General features: G+C 68.2%; 16 protein-coding genes and 1 riboswitch. Of the genes, 14 read left to right on the plus strand and 2 right to left on the minus strand.

The features are described 5' to 3' along the window. Positions 1 to 10: 10 nt before the first annotated feature. The 10 genes from AC1REM_RS05055 (at position 11) to AC1REM_RS05100 (ending at position 8,259) form a co-directional block, all read left to right on the plus strand. Positions 11 to 1,549, plus strand: coding sequence for a protoporphyrinogen/coproporphyrinogen oxidase (locus tag AC1REM_RS05055; protein WP_492513635.1), 1,539 nt, complete (start codon positions 11 to 13; stop codon positions 1,547 to 1,549). Between the two features lie 68 nt (positions 1,550 to 1,617). Then, the gene (locus AC1REM_RS05060; RefSeq protein WP_492513636.1) at positions 1,618 to 2,034 is read left to right on the plus strand and encodes a hypothetical protein; all 417 of its coding nucleotides are present in this window, start codon (positions 1,618 to 1,620) and stop codon (positions 2,032 to 2,034) included. A gap of 1 nt (position 2,035) precedes the next feature. Beyond that, positions 2,036 to 2,443 (plus strand): phage holin family protein, encoded by a 408-nt coding sequence (locus tag AC1REM_RS05065; protein ID WP_492513637.1) that lies wholly within the window; start codon positions 2,036 to 2,038, stop codon positions 2,441 to 2,443. Continuing rightward, positions 2,430 to 2,729 carry a hypothetical protein gene (locus AC1REM_RS05070; RefSeq protein WP_492513638.1) on the plus strand — a complete coding sequence of 100 codons (300 nt, stop codon included), beginning with the start codon at positions 2,430 to 2,432 and terminating at the stop codon, positions 2,727 to 2,729. Before AC1REM_RS05065 ends, AC1REM_RS05070 begins: the two co-directional genes overlap by 14 nt. Before the next feature lie 109 nt (positions 2,730 to 2,838). After that, positions 2,839 to 3,537 carry a hydrogen peroxide-dependent heme synthase gene (gene hemQ / locus AC1REM_RS05075; protein WP_492513639.1) on the plus strand — a complete coding sequence of 233 codons (699 nt, stop codon included), beginning with the start codon at positions 2,839 to 2,841 and terminating at the stop codon, positions 3,535 to 3,537. Positions 3,538 to 3,539: 2 nt separating this feature from the next. Continuing rightward, on the plus strand, positions 3,540 to 4,538 hold the full coding sequence (hemC, locus tag AC1REM_RS05080) for a hydroxymethylbilane synthase (protein ID WP_492513640.1): 999 nt from the start codon (positions 3,540 to 3,542) through the stop codon (positions 4,536 to 4,538). 5 nt (positions 4,539 to 4,543) lie between these two features. Next, positions 4,544 to 5,335 carry a uroporphyrinogen-III synthase gene (locus AC1REM_RS05085; protein WP_492513641.1) on the plus strand — a complete coding sequence of 264 codons (792 nt, stop codon included), beginning with the start codon at positions 4,544 to 4,546 and terminating at the stop codon, positions 5,333 to 5,335. Further along, a complete protein-coding gene (gene hemB / locus AC1REM_RS05090; RefSeq protein ID WP_492513642.1) occupies positions 5,332 to 6,333 on the plus strand; it encodes a porphobilinogen synthase in 1,002 nt (333 codons plus the stop codon). Before AC1REM_RS05085 ends, hemB begins: the two co-directional genes overlap by 4 nt. 15 nt (positions 6,334 to 6,348) lie before the next feature. Continuing rightward, entirely contained in the window at positions 6,349 to 7,668 is a 1,320-nt protein-coding gene (gene hemL, locus AC1REM_RS05095) for a glutamate-1-semialdehyde 2,1-aminomutase (RefSeq protein ID WP_492513643.1), read from the plus strand. A 138-nt stretch (positions 7,669 to 7,806) separates the two neighbouring features. Beyond that, positions 7,807 to 8,259, plus strand: a complete 453-nt coding sequence (locus tag AC1REM_RS05100; protein ID WP_492513644.1) for a hypothetical protein — start codon at positions 7,807 to 7,809, stop codon at positions 8,257 to 8,259. A gap of 58 nt (positions 8,260 to 8,317) precedes the next feature. Here AC1REM_RS05100 and AC1REM_RS05105 read toward each other — a convergent pair whose 3' ends face one another. Beyond that, entirely contained in the window at positions 8,318 to 11,041 is a 2,724-nt protein-coding gene (locus tag AC1REM_RS05105; RefSeq protein WP_492513645.1) for an ATP-binding cassette domain-containing protein, read from the minus strand. A gap of 183 nt (positions 11,042 to 11,224) precedes the next feature. Between AC1REM_RS05105 and AC1REM_RS05110 the strand changes: the two genes are divergently transcribed. The 3 genes from AC1REM_RS05110 to AC1REM_RS05120 all read left to right on the plus strand — a co-directional run bounded on the left by AC1REM_RS05110 (position 11,225) and on the right by AC1REM_RS05120 (position 16,439). Next, the gene (locus AC1REM_RS05110) at positions 11,225 to 12,316 is read left to right on the plus strand and encodes an enoyl-CoA hydratase/isomerase family protein (RefSeq protein WP_492513646.1); all 1,092 of its coding nucleotides are present in this window, start codon (positions 11,225 to 11,227) and stop codon (positions 12,314 to 12,316) included. A 161-nt stretch (positions 12,317 to 12,477) separates the two neighbouring features. Further along, entirely contained in the window at positions 12,478 to 14,205 is a 1,728-nt protein-coding gene (locus AC1REM_RS05115) for an ABC transporter ATP-binding protein (protein ID WP_492513647.1), read from the plus strand. A 44-nt stretch (positions 14,206 to 14,249) separates the two neighbouring features. Next, entirely contained in the window at positions 14,250 to 16,439 is a 2,190-nt protein-coding gene (locus AC1REM_RS05120; RefSeq protein WP_492514471.1) for an ABC transporter ATP-binding protein, read from the plus strand. A 67-nt stretch (positions 16,440 to 16,506) separates the two neighbouring features. Here AC1REM_RS05120 and AC1REM_RS05125 read toward each other — a convergent pair whose 3' ends face one another. After that, complete coding sequence (locus AC1REM_RS05125; RefSeq protein WP_492513648.1) at positions 16,507 to 18,030, minus strand: D-alanyl-D-alanine carboxypeptidase family protein; 1,524 nt, start codon at positions 18,028 to 18,030, stop codon at positions 16,507 to 16,509. 76 nt (positions 18,031 to 18,106) lie between these two features. Further along, a riboswitch (TPP riboswitch) is annotated at positions 18,107 to 18,216 on the plus strand. On the opposite strand from AC1REM_RS05125, the gene AC1REM_RS05130 reads away from it, so the two are divergent. Next, positions 18,209 to 18,832 (plus strand): ECF transporter S component, encoded by a 624-nt coding sequence (locus AC1REM_RS05130; protein WP_492513649.1) that lies wholly within the window; start codon positions 18,209 to 18,211, stop codon positions 18,830 to 18,832. Its footprint overlaps the riboswitch before it by 8 nt. The last annotated feature ends 1 nt before the right edge of the window (position 18,833 follow it).

The following is an 18,833-nucleotide window of genomic DNA, read 5'->3' on the forward strand; positions in this document are numbered from 1 at the left end:
GATTGAGCGTATGACCGCTCAGCCCCCGGACCTCGCCGCTCGCGCCGCACAGAAGAACGTCATCGTCATCGGTGGTGGCATCGGCGGACTCATTGCGGCGCGCGAGTGCGCGAAGGTCGGCATGAAGGTCATCGTCCTTGAGGCAGAAGGCTCCGCAGGCGGGGCGATCCGTCGCGCCGAGCTTGACGGCCTCGTGGTCGACGCGGGCGCCGAGAGCTACGCGACCCGCGGCGGAACAGTTCGCGCAGTGCTGGAAGAGCTCGGACTCGCAGATCGCATCGTCACGCCCGCCGCAGGAGGCGCCTGGCTCGCGGGTATCCCCGGCGTCGGCGCGGCACCGCTTCCCATCGGGGGGATCCTCGGCATCCCGGGCAACCCGTTCCAGGATGACGTGCGCCGCATCATCGGGTGGTCGGGGGTGTGGCGGGCGTACGTCGACCGCCTCCGCCCGCCGCTCACGATCGGCCACACGCAGAGCCTCGGACGGCTGGTCTCTTCGCGCATGGGCGCGAAGGTGCACGACCGCCTGGTCGCCCCCGTCGTCACGGGCGTGTACTCGGCGTCTCCGGACGACATCGATGTCGAGGTCGCGGCTCCCGGGCTCAGCGCGGCACTGACCCGCACGGGCTCACTCGCCGGCGCCGTCCAGGTGCTGCGCGGTGAGAGCGCCGAGCGTGCCAAGGCTGCGCCGGGCTCCGCCGTCGAAGGTCTGCGCGGGGGGATGTCCACCCTGATCGACGCTCTTCTCGCCGACCTGGCGCGGTTGGGCGCCGACGTCCAGACCGGTGTGCAGGTCGCTGCCGTCACGCGCGACGGGCAGCGCTGGCTCGTGCGGGCGAACAAGGACGCAGATGCGGCGGCATCCGCTCTCGTGGATGACCAGGAGGTCGCATCGGAGGCGATCGAGCTCGGTGCCGACGCGGTCATCGTCGCCACATCCGAAGACGCCGCGCGCCAGCTTCTGGCGGACGCAGCGCCGGCGCTCGCCGAGACTCCGTCGATCACATCGCCCGAGATCGAGATCCTCACTCTTCTCGTGTCGTCCCCGGCTCTCGACAGCGCCCCGCGGGGCACCGGCGTGCTGACGGTCCCGGGCAGCTTCACCGCAAAGGCGCTCACGCACTCGACCGCCAAGTGGCCGTGGCTGAGCGAGGTCGCGGGCGGCCGCCATGTGGTGCGTGTGTCGTTCGGCGCACAGGGCGAGCCCGCAGCGACCGCGACGATGAACGACGAGGACGCGACGCAGCTCGCGCTGCGCGAAGCATCCACGCTCCTCGGCGTCTCTCTCGGCGAGGCCGATCTGATCGCCTCGCACCGCTCACGGTTCACGCAGTCGCAGCCCGCATCGATCATCGGTTCTGCCGAGCGTCGATCCGCTGCGCGCACCGCCGTCCGCGGGGTGCCGGGGCTCGCCGTCGTGGGGGCGTGGTTGGCGGGAACCGGGCTCGCCCAGGTCATCCCGGACGCTGCGAAAGAGGCGGATCGCTTGCGCGCGAGCCTGCTCTGGGGCGGCGAGGATACAGGTCCGCGTCCTCCCGCGAAAGCCTAGATACCGAAATTGGCATATGGGGTTACGCTGGAGGTTCGCAAGGCCGGACCACAACGTGAGGAGACCCCATGAAGGGGAAGATCGGACTCGTCGTCGGACTCGGCGTCGGATATGTGCTGGGCACCCGCGCCGGACGCGAGCGCTATGACCAGATCAAGACGCAGTGGCTCAAGGTCTGGAACCTCGACCCGGTGCAGGCGCAGGTGTCGAAGGTCAAGGGCTTCGCGAAGGAGCAGGCCGCAGCCGTGCCGCAGGCGTTGTGGAAGGGCGCAGTGAAGGTCGTCAAGGCGGCCAGTGCTGACGGCACTCCCGGCCAGCGCGTCGATGCCGCCGTCGCGACGGCGAAAGATGCGATCGACGACGTGAAGGACGCGGCCGAAGACACGATCGAAGCCGTCGAGAAGAAGGCGAAGGCGGCGTCCAAGCCCGCAGCCAAGCCCGCCGCGAAGCCGGCGGCGAAGAAGTCCACGCAAAGCGGTTCCTGACATGCCCCGCGCATATCGCGATCGCGCCGAAGACAGCTTTCTGTCACTGATCGGCGACCTCCCCGACCTGGTCAGCAACCTCGTCAAGGCCGAGATCAACGCCGCGAAGGTGTGGATCTCGCGCACGGCGAAGGATGCCGGAATCGGCAGCGTCTGGTTCCTCGTTGCGCTGTTCTTCCTGTTCTGGGCCATTCCTCTGCTGCTGACCTTCGCGGTCGCCGGACTCTCGTCCTGGTGGCCGGTCTGGCTTTCGGCGATCGTCGTTTTCGCCGGGCTGCTGCTCGCCGTCGCGCTGTTCGCACTGCTGGGCGTGCTGAAGTTCCGCCGCGTGCTCGCACGTGAGAACCCGGCGCAGGCCGTCGCCGAAGACATCCGACTCGTACGAGAGGCAGACGATGACTCCCTCTGATCACCTTCCCGGTTCGCCGTCTGCGCGTCCCCTGCCTGCTACGGCCGTGCCCGCCGGGATCGTCGATCCCGTGGCATCCGCGCGCGCCGAGCTGAAAGCGGCTCTCGCTGCGATCGAGCAGAAGGGCAACCTGCCCCGCCGCCTCGACAAGGCGGCGAAGCGTGGCGCGGTGCGAGCGCGGGCTTTCGCCGAGCAGAACCCGGCCGGCGCGATCGCTGCGGCCGTGGGCGTTGCGGCGACGGTCGGTGGGATCGTCTGGCTCGTCGCGCGGGCGCTGTCGCGCTGAGCGAACTTCGGTGGATGCTGCCCCGCAGCAACCGCCGGATCTCCTCAATTCGGGTGCAGAAAGCACCCCGGGTTCGCTCCTCGTTGAGAGAAGGGGCAGACTGGGGGGCATGTCCGACGTGCACGCACAAGCGCCCGCTGACCCGTCCGCCTCTCCCGAGGGCTTCACCCTCTGGGCTGTCTGGCGCCGCAACCCCGACTCGCCTGTCCTCGAGACCGACGCGACCGAGCTCGAAGACATCGTGGCCCACATTGAAGCTGGCGGCATTTCTGTCCGTGGCTTCTACGACGTCAGCGGACTCAAGGCCGACGCCGATCTCATGGTCTGGCTGCACGGCGACACCGCGGAAGAGCTGCAACGCGCGCTGCGCCGCCTGCGTCGCACCGAGATGCTGCGCCCGCTGCTTCCCGTGTGGAACGTGCTGGGCGTGCACCGCGACGCGGAGTTCAACCGCTCGCACGTGCCCGGCTTCCTGCGCGGCATCGAGCCGAAGGGCTGGCTGTGCCTGTACCCCTTCGTGCGTACACCCGAGTGGTATCTCATCCCGGAAGACGATCGTCGGCGGATGCTCGCGGAGCACGGACGCAAGGGTGCCGCATTCACGGGCGTCATCGCCAACACGGTCGCGTCCTTCGCGCTCGGCGACTATGAGTGGCTGCTGCCGCTCGAGGCCGACGACCCGAAGGAATTGGTCGATCTCATGCGCGACCTGCGGTACACGGATGCGCGCAACTTCGTGAAGGAAGAGGTGCCGTTCTACACCGGGCGCCGCCTGCGCCTGGACGAGATCGCCGAGGTCCTGCAGTAGCCATGACCAGTCGCATCCGTCTCGGAACCCGTCGCAGCGCGCTCGCGCAGGCGCAGTCGGGGCATGTCGCCCTCGCACTGGAGAAGGTCTCCGGCCGTGCCGTCGAGCTCGTGCCGATCACGTCCGAGGGTGACACGAACCGTGCCTCGCTGTCGGAGATCGGCGGAGTCGGCATCTTCGCCACCAGCCTGCGCGAGTCTCTCCTGCGCGGGGAATGCGATCTTCTCGTGCACTCGCTGAAGGATCTTCCGACGGATGTTCCCGCGGCCCTCACGATCGCGGCCACCCCGCGCCGTGCGGATGCGCGCGATGTCATCGTCACGCGCGACGGCACCCCGATTCACGAGCTCGCTCCGGGGAGCCGCATCGGCACCGGGTCTCCGCGCCGGATCGCGCAGGCGCGGATCCGCGCACCCCGGGTCACGGCGGTCGACATCCGCGGCAATGTGGATTCGCGCCTTGAGCGGGTGCGCTCGGGTGACCTCGATGCGGTCGTGCTCGCCGCCGCCGGGCTCTCGCGCCTCGACGGTGATCCGCTGCACGGTCTGTACGCCGAGCCCATGGGGCTGGCCGAGTGGCCGACGGCACCCGGGCAGGGTGCGCTGGCAGTCGAGACGACGGCGGATGCTTCGGCTGAGCTCATGGAGGCTCTGACCGCGCTCGATGATCTCGACACCCGGATCGCGGTGACCGCTGAGCGGGCGGTGCTGGCTGGACTGGATGCCGGATGCCAGGCGCCGATGGCTGCCCACGCCACCGTGGAGGGTGACAATCTGCGTGTTCGTGCGGTCGTCTACGCGCCGCACGAAGAGTGGCGAATCGGCATCGACGTCACGGAAGCCCTGAACGGGGGGTATATTCGACAGAACGGCAGCAGCAATGGAGCGGACGCTGCCGATGGTGCAGACCCGATCAGCGCAGCGCGCGAGATGGGGTTCGCTGTTGCCCGTCGGCTGCTCGAACGTGGGGCGGCTGACCTCCTCCCACGAGAGCGTTCCTGATTTCCATGACTGAATTGAATGACCCGAAGCCCCTGACCGGTTGGCGCGTGCTTGTTCCGCGCGGTGGCCCCTGGGGTGATGGTGTTGCGGCCAGCCTGCGCGCGCAGGGCGCGGTTCCGGTTGTCGCGCCGCTCATCAACTTCGCGCCGACGACTGACCAGGGTGCTCTCGATGAGGCGCTGGTTCGCCTTTCCGAGGGGGCGTTCGACTGGTTGACGGTCACGAGTGCGACGACGGTCGACGTGCTGTTCGCGCACCGCGCGGTCATCCCTACGAGCACGAAGGTCGCCGCTGTCGGTGAGACGACCGCCGCAGCGCTGCAGGCTGTCGGCTACAAGGTCGACCTCGTTCCGGAGACCGACAACTCCGCCGCGGGTATGGCGCAGCAGCTCATCGCGCTGGAGGCGGAGCCGCGGCAGATCCTGACCCTCCGCAGCGAGATCGCCAAGCCCGTCCTGACGCAGTCGCTCATCGACGCGGGGCACCACGTCGAGAGCGTCGTCGCCTATCGAACGGTCGGCGTCCCTGTCACCGAGCGCATCCTGCGGGATGTCTCGAACGGCCGGATCAACGCGATCCTCGTCACCAGCGGTTCGGTTGCCGAGCAGGTCCGCGAGCAGTTCCCGGAGATTCCCGACACGACGCTTCTCGCCGCGATCGGGCCTCGCACCGCGCAGGACGCCCTGAACGCCGGTCTGTCGGTATCAGTCGTCGCAGACCGGCAGACGGTCGATGCGCTGATCGAGGCGGTCTCCACCTTCACGCTTCCACACGCCTCGGACGAATTCGCACCGTGACCGATTCCTTCCCCGACGCGCGTCTGCGTCGGCTGCGCCAGTCACCCGCCGTGCGGAACCTCGCACGCGAGACCGACCTGTTGCCCCGTCAGCTCGTGCAGCCGCTCTTCGTGCGCGAGGGCATCTCCGAGCCCACTCCGATCGGCTCGATGCCGGGTGTCCTCCAGCACTCGCTCGACTCCCTGCAGCGCGCGAGTGCCGATGCCGCAGCGGCGGGCGTCGGCGGCATCATGCTGTTCGGCGTCCCGGCGGTGCGTGACGCGCGGGGCTCGGGAGCGGACGACCCGCAGGGCATCCTGAACCTCGCGACGGCCGCCGTGGCGTCCGAGGTGGGGACAGCACTCGTCGTGCAGACCGACCTGTGCCTTGACGAGTTCACCGATCACGGGCACTGCGGCGTGCTCGGCGCCCCGGACGCATCCGGAGCCCCCACGGTCGACAACGACGCGACTCTCGAGCGCTACGTCGCGATGGCGCTTTCACAGGCAGAGGCCGGTTCGCAGCTGCTCGGGCTGTCGGGGATGATGGATGGCCAGGTCGCCGCCGTGCGCCACGCGCTCGACGCCGCCGGCCACACTCAGACGTTGCTGCTCGCCTACGCCGCGAAGTACGCGAGCGCGTTCTACGGGCCTTTCCGTGAGGCTGTCGACTCGCAGCTCTCGGGTGATCGGCGCACCTACCAGCTCGACCCCGCGAACCGCCGTGAAGGCGTGCGCGAGGCGCTGTTCGATGAGGCCGAGGGCGCCGACATCGTGATGGTGAAGCCGGCGATGTCGTTCCTCGACGTGCTGCGTGAGGTCCGCGACGCCGTGCGCATCCCGGTCTGGGCGTACCAGGTGTCCGGAGAGTACGCGATGATCGAGGCGGCCGCGGCCAACGGGTGGATCGACCGACGCGGAGCCGTGCTCGAGTCACTGCTTTCGATCCGCCGCGCCGGTGCGGACGCTGTTCTGACGTACTGGGCGACCGAAGCTGCCGGCCTTCTGCGCGATCGCTGAACCAAGGAGTGTGCGATGACTGACCGCAACGATGATCTGTTCGCCGCCGCTCGATCGGTGATCCCGGGCGGGGTCAACTCGCCCGTTCGCGCCTACGGCTCGGTGGGTGGCACGCCGCGCTTCCTCGCGCAGGCGTCCGGGGCGACGGTGACGGATGCGGCGGGTACGACCTACGTCGATCTCGTGGCGTCCTGGGGTCCTGCCCTGCTGGGGCATGCGCACCCGGAGGTCGTCGCGGCCGTGCAAGAGGCCGCCGTGCGCGGCCTCTCCTTCGGTGCTCCCACGGAGGGCGAAGTCGAGCTCGCAGAGCTCATCGCCGGTCGTGTGCAGGCGGGCGGGCTGCGCCCGGTCGAGCGCGTGCGTCTGGTCTCGACGGGTACCGAGGCGACCATGACGGCGATTCGTCTGGCGCGCGGCGTCACGGGTCGCGACCTGCTGGTGAAGTTCGCCGGTCACTACCACGGGCACTCGGATGGACTCCTGGCCGCGGCCGGCTCCGGTGTCGCGACGCTGGCGCTGCCGGGCTCTGCGGGGGTTCCCGCGCCGATCGCCGCGCAGACTCTCGTGGTTCCCTATAACGACCCTGACGCGCTCGCCGAGGTCTTCGCCGAGCACGGCGATCGCATCGCGGCCATCATCGTCGAAGCATCCGCCGCGAACATGGGTGTCGTCGCTCCGCGTCCCGGGTTCAATGCCCTGCTCGCCGAGACCGCGCATGCGCACGGCGCACTGCTGATCCTCGACGAGGTGCTCACCGGCTTCCGTGTGCACTCTGCGGGCTTCTGGGGCCTGCAGGTCGAGGCGGGTGAATCGTATCTGCCCGACATCATCACCTTCGGCAAGGTCGTCGGCGGAGGCATGCCTCTGGCAGCGCTCGGTGGCCGGGCCGAGGTCATGGACATGCTCGCGCCCGTCGGACCGGTGTACCAGGCGGGGACTCTCTCGGGGAACCCGCTGTCCGTCGCCGCGGGGCTCGCGACGCTGCGGCTCGCGACGCCGGAGGTCTACGCCCGGGTGAATGCGGCTGCAGCCCGCGTCTCGACGGCGCTTGACCGAGCGCTCACGGAAGCCGGCGTTGTGCACGCTGTGCCGCACGCCGGAAACCTCTTCGGAGTCGTCTTCGCCCCGGACGCTCCGCACGACTATGCGGCAGCCCTCGCGCAGGAGTCCGCCCGCTACGCGCCGTTCTTCCACTCCATGCGGGAGCAGGGCATCGCACTGCCGCCGAGCGTCTTCGAGGCGTGGTTCCTGACGGCCGCGCACGGGGATTCCGAACTCGAGAAGATCGAAGCCGCACTTCCCGCCGCAGCGCGGGCAGCTGCGGCGGCGGTCTGATCTCACGCGGAATCGACAGCGCGCAGCATCCGGCGCCGTGATTTTTCGCGGATGCTGCGCGAGGCAGGACAAGGATCGTTGCCGTCCTGTGAGGTTGTCACAGTCACACGGCGGGCGTCGCACTGGCAGACTTGACCCATGGTGACCCTGCTGTTGGATCGGACGCAGCTCGAAGTGGTGCTCTCGCCCATCGAGCGCGCGGCAGCCTTCCACCGCGAGAACCTGCGCATCGATCGCGAGTCGATCGTGAAGGTTCAGCTCACCGATGACGCCTGGACCTGGCTGCGCGGAGTCGCAAGCCCCGGTACCCACATCCCCGGCGTCCTCGCCGCGGGCACGTGGAAGTCGGCCACCGGCGAAGACTTCGTGTTCATCCGTCGGCGTCGCCCCAGCGTCATCATCGACCTGGAGAACTGCGAGTATGACCGTCTGATCTTCACCACGCGCAATGGTCTCGCCCTCACGCAGGCGCTGCGCCTCGAGGTCGCAGAAGAGCCGACCGACGTCGTCGAGATCGCCGCAACCGGGGCGATCCCCGTGGCCACTCCGTCGAAGCGCCGCAAGACGACCCCGGTCGTCCGCCCCGTCTGACGCAGAAAGCGCCTCATCGACTCGGAGTCGATGAGGCGCTTCGCTGTCTCGGTGCGGTCTAGAGGCCGCGACGCTCGTCGTTCGCCGTCGTCTCGTCGGCGTTGTCCGCGTCGTTCGTCTCGTCGGCGTCGTCGTCGGTGTCCTCTGAGGAGGACTCTCCATCCGCTTCCGCTTCCGCCTCGCTCTTCGCGAGCGGAACGGTGTCGATCACGCCGGTGATCGCGACGGCCCACGCGGCGCGGATCTCCTCGCCTGCGGCATCCTTCTCAGCCTGCGCCTCCTCGGCCGTCGCCGGTCCGGGCGTGTACGAGGGGGCGTCGCTGTCGTCGCCCTGGAAGTAGGCGCGGGCAGCGGCGGCCAGTGAAGCGCTCATCGCGGCGGCGCGCGGATCCGCCTCCGCAGCTCCTGCGTCGGCATCGGCGGCGTCGTCACTGTCGTCGACGCTGGTGGCGTCATTGCTGTCGTCGGTATCCGTGTCGGATGCCTCGCTGCCGGACGGCTCCGACGCGGGGGCCTCGCCGGTGCTGGCCCGCGGAGACGGCTCCACGGTCTGGATGTTGCCGTCTTCATCGAGGTGGAGAATGTCGACGCCGAGCGTGTCGAAGACTTCGATGCCCTCGACCCTGCCCGTCTCGGTCGAAGGCTCCTGGGTGACGCGCGGCGTGGCGACAGGAGCCTCGTCCTCGGTGCCAGAGGACTCGGGCTCGTCGTCGAGGACCGGGATGTCGAAGCCCTCGACCGTTACCGGTGCCGTCAGCGCGACGTTGGCGTGCAGCGCCGCATCGGCGGATGGGGTGTCGTCTTCGACGGAGGCATCGGCCGACGGCGCATCGTCGGTGTCAGATTTTTCGGTGACCGGCAGCTCGACATGGAATTCGTCGGAGTCCGCTGCTTCTTCCGGCGTCGTATCCTCTGATCGGAACTCGTCCGTCGCCTCATCCGAGGTCGGCGCAGCGGGTTCGATGGCCTGCTCCTCAACGGGTTCGTCTTCGGCGGCGTCGCTCGCAGCGGCCGCGTCCCCGACGGACTGGTCTTCGGTCGCGGGCTCAACGGCCTGCTCATCGCCGGCGTGCTCGTCGCTCGCCTGCTCGTCGCTCGCCTGCTCGTCGCTCGCCTGAGCATCGGAGGGAGCGGCATCTGCCTGATCGCCGTTCTCCGCCGTGGTGAACATGTGCTCGAGGTTCAGCGTGATGCCGGCGATGGGGGTCTCGTCAGCGATGACATCTGCGTCGTCTGACTCTTCCTTGGCGTGCCAGGCATCCAGCAGCACCTCGGTGCCGAAGCCCGACGGCGTGACCGGAGCCGTGAGCGCGACGCCGGCGATCAGGTCATCGAACGAGGGCGCGACAGGAGCCGACTCTGCGTCGGTGGCCTCATGCTGCCCGTTGGCGGCATCCGCGTCCGTCGGGGTGGCATCCGCACGCTGTGCCTCGGGCTCCGCGTCCGTGCTGTCTGCGGCCTCCACCGCGTCGGTGATGGCGTCGTCGATCGACTCGATCGAATCTGCCTCTGTCTCCGGCGAATCTGCGTCTGTCCCCGGCGCATCCGCGTTCGGGAATCCGGTCGCAGCGAAACCTGCGCCTGCGAGCGTCGCCGACGCCGCGGCAGCAGGAACGGCGAGTCCGAGCTCAGCTGCGGCGATCGCGTCGTCCTCGGCGAGGTCGGCGTCCTCGTCGATCGCGGTGTGCGCGGTCGCGGCGGATTCGGCGGCGGAGTCAGCAGGCGCCTCGACGTCGTCGACCGCATCCGTCTCGTCAGGAGCATCCGTCGGGTCGACCGCATCCGTGGCTGCGTCCGGCGAAGCATCCGCCTCGTCCGACTCCGTGACGGGCGCGTCGAGCTCCGGCGCGTGCTGCACCGGTACCGCCATCGTCTGGGTGCGCACGATGCGCCCCTCGTTCACGAGCTGCAGGAAGACGTCTTCGAGTGTCGGACCGCGTTGCTGGAGGGTGGTCAGGGCGATGCCGGCGGAGGCGGCGATCGCACCGACGGCTGCGGCATCGCTGCCGCGCACCGTCAGACCGGAGCGCAGAAGCTCCACCTCGGCGCCCGCCGCATGCAGAGCGGATGCGAGCCCCGTGCGGTCTTCCGCATCGACGACGACCGCTGCCGACGTCGGATCGACGAGGTGCTCGATGCCGTCCGAGTAGACCAGGCGGCCTTTCGAGATGACCAGAACGTTGTCGGCGACCTGTTCGATCTCGCTCAGCACATGCGAGGAGACGAGCACGGTGCGACCCTCATCGGCGAGACGGCGCATGAGCATGCGCATCCAGCGGATGCCGGCCGGGTCGAGTCCGTTGGCCGGCTCGTCGAGAACGAGCGCACCCGGGTCGCCGAGCAGGGCGCTGGCGATGCTGAGGCGCTGGCGCATGCCCAAGGAGTAGGTGCCGATGCGCGTCTCCGCGTCGTCGCCGAGACCCACCAGGCGGATGACGTCATCGACACGGGACAGCGCGATGCCGTTGGCTTTCGCGGCCATGGTGAGTTGACGCACGGCCGTGCGGCGCGGACGGTAGGCGACGTCTTCGAGGACAGCACCGATCGTGCGCAGCGGATGGCGCAGCTCGGAGTAGGGGACGCCGCCGATCGTCGCGGTGCCGGAGGTCGGTCGGATCTGACCGAGAAGAATGCGCAGCGAAGTGGTCTTGCCGGCGCCATTCGGGCCGAGGAATCCGGTCACTGCACCCGGCTCAATGCGGGCTGAAAGGTCCGAGACGGCAGCAATCGTGCCGAAGCTCTTCGTCACCCGAGAGAACTCGAGCACCTGTCCATCGGGCATTCGGGGCCTTTCCACTCGCGGGTGTGTCACCCTATCTTGTCGGAACCCGGTGGAAAACGTGGTTTCTCCCTGTGCATTTCGCCTGATTGCACCGCTCAATGACGTCAGAGAGGGCGGTTCTCAGACACGATGCAGGAATCGGATGCGGCGGGCGCCGCAGCACCCCGGGGTAACGTGACTGTCGTGACCGCTGCTGCTGACGCCCGTGACCGCTCGCCCGTTTCCGCTCCCCGTGTGCTCACCCGTGCTGAGGGCTCGCTGGGGCGCATCACGCTGAACCGACCGGAGGCGCTCAACGCCCTGGACATCGGGATGATCCGCGCGCTGCGCGACGCACTGGACGCGTGGCGCGACGACACCGACGTGCAGCTGGTGTACATCGACGGCGCCGGGGAGCGCGGGCTCTGCGCCGGGGGCGACGTGCGCGCCCTCTACGACTACGTGCGTGCCGGGCAGGCAGAGGATGCCGCGCAGTTCTTCCGTGAGGAGTACGCGCTCAACGCGGCGATCGCCGAGTATCCGAAGCCGATCGTCACCATCGCCGACGGCATCACGATGGGCGGCGGCATCGGCGTCGCCGGGCACGCGACGATCCGCATCGTGACGGAACGCTCGAAGCTCGCGATGCCCGAGACGCGCATCGGCTTCACCCCGGATGTGGGCGGCACTCGTCTGCTCGCCCAGGCCCCGGGGCGATTGGGCGAGTACTTCGCGATGACCGGCCGCACCATGACCGCCTCGGACGCTCTCTACATGGGCTTCGCCGATTACTACGTGCCCTCCGAGAACCTGGAGGCGCTGCGCGAGGCGCTGGCCTTCCGTGCCGATCCGGCTGGGCCCGCCGAGATCGTGCTGCTTTTCGATGAGACCCCGGATGCGTCGCCGCTGGCGCAGGCCCGCGCCGAGTGGATCGATGAGGCCTTCGCTGCGGGGTCGCCTGCCGAGATCGTGGAGCGACTGCGGGAATCGACCGCGGAGGAGGCATCCGCAGCCGTCGACCTGCTCGGCGAGCTCTCGCCCACCGGACTCGCCGTCACGCTCGACGCGGTGCGCGAGGCGCGGGAGCTGCCGACGCTGCGCGACGCGCTCGAGGGAGAGTACCGCCGGGTGATGTGGTTCGTGCAGCAGCATCCGGACCTCGTCGAGGGGATCCGCGCGCAACTGGTCGACAAGGACCGCGATCCGAAGTGGCAGCCGGCGACGATCGCTGAGCTTGCAGCGGATGCCGGGGCCGGAGCGCGTTCGTTCGTGCCGGCGCTCCCGCTCTGGGACTGAACTGCGGGAATAGTGCACGCCGGTACGGCGTTGCGAAGCATGCACATCGTTTCGCTGACAGCGAAGGTTTACCTTCTCCATAGGCGAATGTCGGTGGTGCGTGGCACCCTATGTCGTGGCCATTTTTCGGCCCGCCGAATGCTGATTGAGGAAGTGCGCTCGTGCTCGCCAAACTTCTCGTCCGATATCTCACGCGATACCGATGGTTGCTCCTCGCCGTTCTGGTCTTCCAGTTCGCGAGTGCCATGGCATCGCTCTACCTTCCCCGCTTGAACGCCGACATCATTGACAAGGGCGTAGCCGTCGCCGACATCGGCTACATCTGGTCGCACGGCGCATTCATGCTGATGATCTCGCTCGGTCAGATCATCGCGTCGATCATCGCGACCTACTTCGCGGCTCGTGCCGCGATGGGCGCAGGGCGCGACATCCGCGCTGACGTGTTCTCGCGCGTGAGCGGCTTCTCCGAGCGCGAGGTCTCGCAGTTCGGCGCGGGCTCGCTGATCACCCGCAACACGAACGACGTGCAGCAGGTGCAGATGCTCGCCATGATGGGCGCGACGATGTTCGTCACCGCGCCGCTGCTTGCCATCGGCGGCATCATCATGGCCGTGCAGACGAACGTCGGTCTGAGCTGGCTCATCGCCGTCTCGGTGCCCGCGCTGCTCATCGTCGCGGTCATCATCATCGGCCGCATGGTGCCCCTGTTCCGCTCGAACCAGAAGAAGCTCGACAGTGTGAACCGCATCATGCGCGAGCAGCTGACGGGTGTGCGCGTGGTTCGCGCCTTCGTGCGCGAGCGCATCGAGGAAGACCGTTTCCGCGACGCCAACACCGACCTCATGATCCTCGGTCGCAAGATCGGTTCGCTGTTCGTGCTGCTCTTCCCCCTGTTCATGCTGATCCTCAACGTCACGATCGTCTCGGTGATCTGGTTCGGCGGCATCGAGATCAACAACGGCGGCGTTCAGGTCGGCACGCTCTTCGCCTTCATGCAGTACATCGGTCAGATCATGATGGGCGTCATCATGTCGAGCTTCATGGCGATGATGATCCCGCGTGCGGCCGTGTCGGCCGAGCGCGTGGGCGAGGTGCTGGACGCGACCTCGAGCATGGAGCGCCCCGAGCACGGCGTCACCGCGTTCCCGACTCCGGGAGCGGTCGCCTTCGACAACGTCGAGTTCACCTACCCGGGTGCGGAGGCGCCGGTGCTCACCGGCATCACCTTCGAGGCTGCTCCCGGCGAGACGGTCGCGATCGTCGGTTCGACAGGTTCGGGCAAGACGACGCTCATCTCTCTGATTCCGCGGTTGTTCGACGTGACGGGCGGCGCGGTGCGCGTCGGCGGCGTCGATGCGCGTGAAGCCGACGTCGACGCGCTGTGGAAGAGCATCGGGCTCGTGCCGCAGCGGCCATTCCTGTTCACCGGCACCGTGGCGTCGAACCTGCGGTACGGCCGAGAAGACGCGACCGACGAAGAGCTCTGGGCCGCGCTTGAGATCGCCCAGGGGCGTGATTTCGTCGAAGAGATGCCCGATGGCCTGTACACGCGGATCGCCCAGGGTGGAACGAACGTCTCCGGCGGTCAGCGCCAGCGTCTCGCGATCGCTCGTGCGATCGTGCACCAGCCCGAGATCCTCGTCTTCGACGATTCGTTCTCGGCGCTCGACCTCACGACCGACGCGAGACTACGGCAAGCGCTCTGGAGGGAGCTGCCCGACGTCACCAAGATCGTCGTCGCCCAGCGCGTTTCGACGATCACGGATGCCGATCGCATCGTCGTGATCGAAGACGGCACGCTCGCCGGCGTCGGCACGCACGAAGAGCTGCTCGCCACGAACAAGACCTATCAGGAGATCGTCGAGTCGCAGCTGGGGGTGGACGCATGAGCGAGAACGCCAAGGCTGAGAAGAAGGCCGCACGTCGCGAGCGCATGGCGGCAGCCCGCGCCGGCTCCGGGGCCACGGTTCCCGCAGTTCCCCTGACCGCCGCTGAGCTCGAAGAAGCCGAGCTCGCCGAGAAGGCGCGCCTCGAGGGCGGTGGCATGTTCGACGGCCCCGCACCCGGCAAGGCCGATCACTTCGGACCGAGCTTCAAGCGGATGATCGGGCTGCTCAAGCCCTCCGCCTGGTGGTTCGGCTTCGTGTCCCTGCTCGGCGCCATCGGCGTCGTGCTGGCCGTGATCGCACCGAAGATCCTCGGCGAGGCGACGAACATCGTCTACGAGGGCTTCATGTCCAACGTGCTGGCCTCGGGTCTGCCCAAGGGGACACCCGGCTTCCCCGACGGTGTGCCCGGTCTTCCTGAGGGAATGACGCAGGCGCAGGTCGTCGAGATGCTCCGTTCCGCGGGGCAGGACGACTTCGCCAACATGATCGGCGCGATGAAGGACTTCACGGTCGGCGCCGGCGTCGACCTGGATGCCCTGCGCTGGATCATCATCGCAGTGCTCGCGATCTACGTCGCGTCGGCTTTCCTCAGCTGGATCCAGGGCTACGTCATCAACGTGATCATGGTCCGCACCATGTGGCGCCTGCGCGAAGACGTCGAGGCGAAGATCAACCGTCTGCCCCTGTCGTACTTCGACAAGGTGCAGCGTGGTGAGCTGATCTCGCGCGTCACGAACGACATCGACAACATCACGCAGACCATGCAGCAGTCGCTGTCGGGCGCGCTCACCGCGGTTCTCACCGTCGTCGGCGTCTTGATCATGATGTTCTCGATCTCGTGGCAGCTGGCCCTGGTGGCCCTGGTGTCTCTGCCGCTCATGGGTGTCATCTTCGGCATCATCGGCCCGCGTTCGCAGAAGGCCTTCGGTCTGCAGTGGCGCAAGGTCGGTCGCCTCAACGCCCGCGTCGAAGAGGCGTTCTCGGGTCACGCGCTCGTGAAGGTGTTCGGACGCGAGAAGGAAGCCCTCGAGAGCTTCCAACACGAGAATGACGAACTCTTCGAAGCGAGCTTCAAGGCGCAGTTCCTGTCGGGCATCATCATGCCCGCGATGACCTTCGTCGGAAACCTCACCTACGTCGGCATCGCGGTGCTCGGCGGCCTCATGGTCGCCGGCGGCAACCTGCGCCTGGGTGACGTGCAGGCGTTCATCCAGTACTCGCAGCAGTTCAGCCAGCCGCTGAGCGAGCTGGGCGGCATGGCAGCGGTCGTGCAGTCGGGTACCGCATCGGCTGAGCGCGTGTTCGACTTCCTCGACTCCGAGGAACAGGACGCGGATGCCGAGAACGCGCCGACCGTCACGGACGGCCGTGGCGTCATCGAGTTCGAGCACGTCGAGTTCGCGTACGATCCTGCGCGTCCGCTCATCCGCGACCTCTCGTTCCGGGTCGAGCCAGGGCAGACCGTCGCGATCGTCGGACCGACGGGTGCGGGAAAGACGACGCTCGTCAACCTGATCATGCGGTTCTACGAACTGAACGGCGGGCGCATCCTGCTCGACGGGCAGGACATCTCCGAGATGACCCGCCACGACCTGCGTTCACGCACGGGCATGGTGCTGCAGGACCCGTGGCTGTTCGCGGGCAGCATCCGTGACAACATCCGATACGGCAACGAGGCGGCCAGCGACGAGGAGATCCAGCAGGCTGCCGCGGCGACCTACGTCGATCGCTTCGTGCACTCGCTGCCCGAGGGGTACGACACGGTCCTCGAAGAGGACGCCTCGAACGTCTCGGCCGGCGAGCGCCAGCTCATCACGATCGCGCGCGCGTTCGTGTCGCAGCCCTCGATCCTCATCCTCGATGAGGCCACGAGCGCCGTCGACACCCGCACCGAACTGCTGCTGCAGCACGCCATGGCGGCGCTGCGCGAAGGCCGCACCTCCTTCGTGATCGCGCACCGTCTGTCGACGATCCGCGACGCCGACCTCATCCTTGTGATGGAGCACGGTGACATCGTCGAGAAGGGCAACCACGAAGAGCTCATCGCCGCGAAGGGCGCCTACTGGCGTCTGTACCAGTCGCAGTTCGAGCAGGCATCCGACGTTGAAAACCCGCTCACGGAGTCGACACCGGTCCTGGTCGCGGGCGACGCGGTCGATGCCGAGCAGGTCGGGGTCGCCGCCTCTGAGGCGTCCCCATCTGGCGACAGGGGCGAGAGCCCAACCGGCGCCTGAGCCGTTCCGGCACACGCATACGACAGCGGGTCCGTCCCTTCGGGGGCGGACCCGCTGTCGTATGCGGCTACTGTGCGTCGATTCCCAGAAGCTCCAGCGGGTGGGTCAGGCGCCACCAGAAGGAGGGGCCATCGATGTCCTCCGCAAGCTCCGCCGCGACCGTCGTGTCATCGAGTGGGCCGGTGACCGTCAGTGAACCCGCATCCGCACCCTGCGTCCAGTCTTCTCCGAGCGCGTAAGAGCCTGCTGTCGAGGCGACCGCACCGTTCCACAGCACGACCCGGGCATCCTTCGCAGCGACCACGGGGACCTCCGCGCCCCACATCGTCCGCACCGTGCCCAGCACGTCGCCCTTCGTGACCGTCTGCGGCTGCGCCTTCAGGGCGGCCTCGACCTCGGTGAACAGTGAGCGGCTCGCGGTGACACGCTGCTCACCATCGGCCTGCCCGAGCACGGAGGCGTACACGCGTACGGTCGTCCCGCCGACCTCGATGTCCTTCGCGGACAGCAGGTTGTAGAGAATGTCCGGATCTTCGCCGATCGTGCCGGTCTTGACACCGATCACACCCGGATCCTCCAGTACGAGCTTGTTCGTGTTGGTCACGAGCCCCGCACCGGGGATATCCGCCTCCTTGGTCGCCACGATCTCCGCGATGACCGGGTTGCTCTCCGCGAGAGCGGCAAGCTGCAGGAGCGCGCGCGGCGTCGCTGTGTTGCCCCAGCCGATGCCGGAGGGGTTCTCCAGCTGGATATCCGTGACCCCGCGATCACGGAGCCATGCCGTTGCCGCGATCACGAACTCGGAATCGGAACCCCAGATGTCATCCGACAGGCGATCGGCGTAGTTGTTCGCCGACCCGAGCAGGATGCCCTGGAACAGCTGATACTGCGTGAGCGTCCCGTCAATCGGCACGTCGAGCGCCGACTGGTCATCACGCCGGTAGTCCCAGTGGACTTCGCTGTCATCGCTCGTGAACGCGAACGAGGTGCCCTGCTCACCCAGGCCGAGCGGCATGCGCTCCAGTGCGGCGAGAACCGTGACGACCTTGGTGATCGAGGCCATAGGCGCGGCTTCTTCCGTGGACGCCACGGCCGAAAGGCCCTCGATTCCCACAGCGGCGCTGCCGACGGCTGGCCACGTGATGGTCGCGAGTGCGGCGGCCTCGGGTGCGTAGGTCGCGGCGTCGATCGTCGGCGCCACCTCGTGCAGGGGCCAGAGCGCCATAGCGGAGGCGTAGACGATGCCGGTCGTTGCAAGCACGGCGAGCGGCGGCAGGACTCCCGATCGCAGGAACGAACGCCGCGGAGCCCCGGCGGTCAGCGCGGGGCCGGCGGCGGCACCGGTCAGGGGAGCCGGCGGGGTGGGCGTGGAGCCTGCGGCAACGGTGGCGACGTCGATCCAGCTGAGCGCGGGACGTCCGGTCGGGGCCGGGGCGGTTGCGGGTGGGCCCGCAGGTGCGAAGGTCGGCAGCTCTCCCGTCTGCTGCGCGCGCAGCGCGGCGCGGGTCCCGGGAGCATCGGCGCTGGCGGGAGCGTCCATGCGAGGCGCAGCTGCGGGGTCAGCCGCCGCCTCGGGAGTGTCGGTGGTCACCGTCCTAACGTAATGGACGCGTCCCTTGTGTCGTCTGCACGCGCGGTCTGCGACCGTGCACGGCGGGATATGATGACCTCAACACCACGGGAGTCCGGTGATCCGGGCTGAGAGGAAGCGAAAAGCGCTTCGACCGTCGAACCTGATCTGGGTCATGCCAGCGCAGGGAGGAGAAACAATGTCTACTGTCACGCCCACACGTCTCGGCCTTGGTCGTCCGGAACTCTGGCGCTGGCGCGTCGTCGACATCGTCGTCGCGAGCGTCATCGCGGTCGCCTGTGCGGTGATCTTCCTGCTCTGGAACGTCGGATACGAGGCGCCGAGCACCCTGCTCAAGCCGCTGCTGCCGGGCCTTCAGGGCCTGCTGGCCGGCCCATGGCTGATCGCCGGCGTGCTGGGTGGGCTCATCATCCGCAAGCCGGGCGCGGCGCTGTACACCGAGCTCGTCGCCGCGGTCATCTCGGCTCTGATCGGCAACCAGTGGGGGCCGCTGACGATCGTCTCGGGCGTCGTTCAGGGTCTCGGCGCCGAGCTGATCTTCCTCATCTTCCTGTACGGCGTATGGCGTCTGCCGGTCGCGATCCTCGCGGGTGCCGGTGCGGGACTCGCCTGTGGCATCAATGACCGCATCCTCTGGTACGCGGGTGCCGACACTCTGTTCACGACGGTCTACATCGCCTCGACCACGGTCTCCGGCGCCATCATCGCGGGCTTCGGGGCCTGGCTGATCGCGCGCGGTCTCGCGGCGACCGGCGCACTCAACCGCTTCGCCTCCGGGCGGGCGGCCACAGCCCGGGTCTGAT

It is taken from the genome of Microbacterium sp. GW823-FHT02G05 (assembly GCF_058797175.1).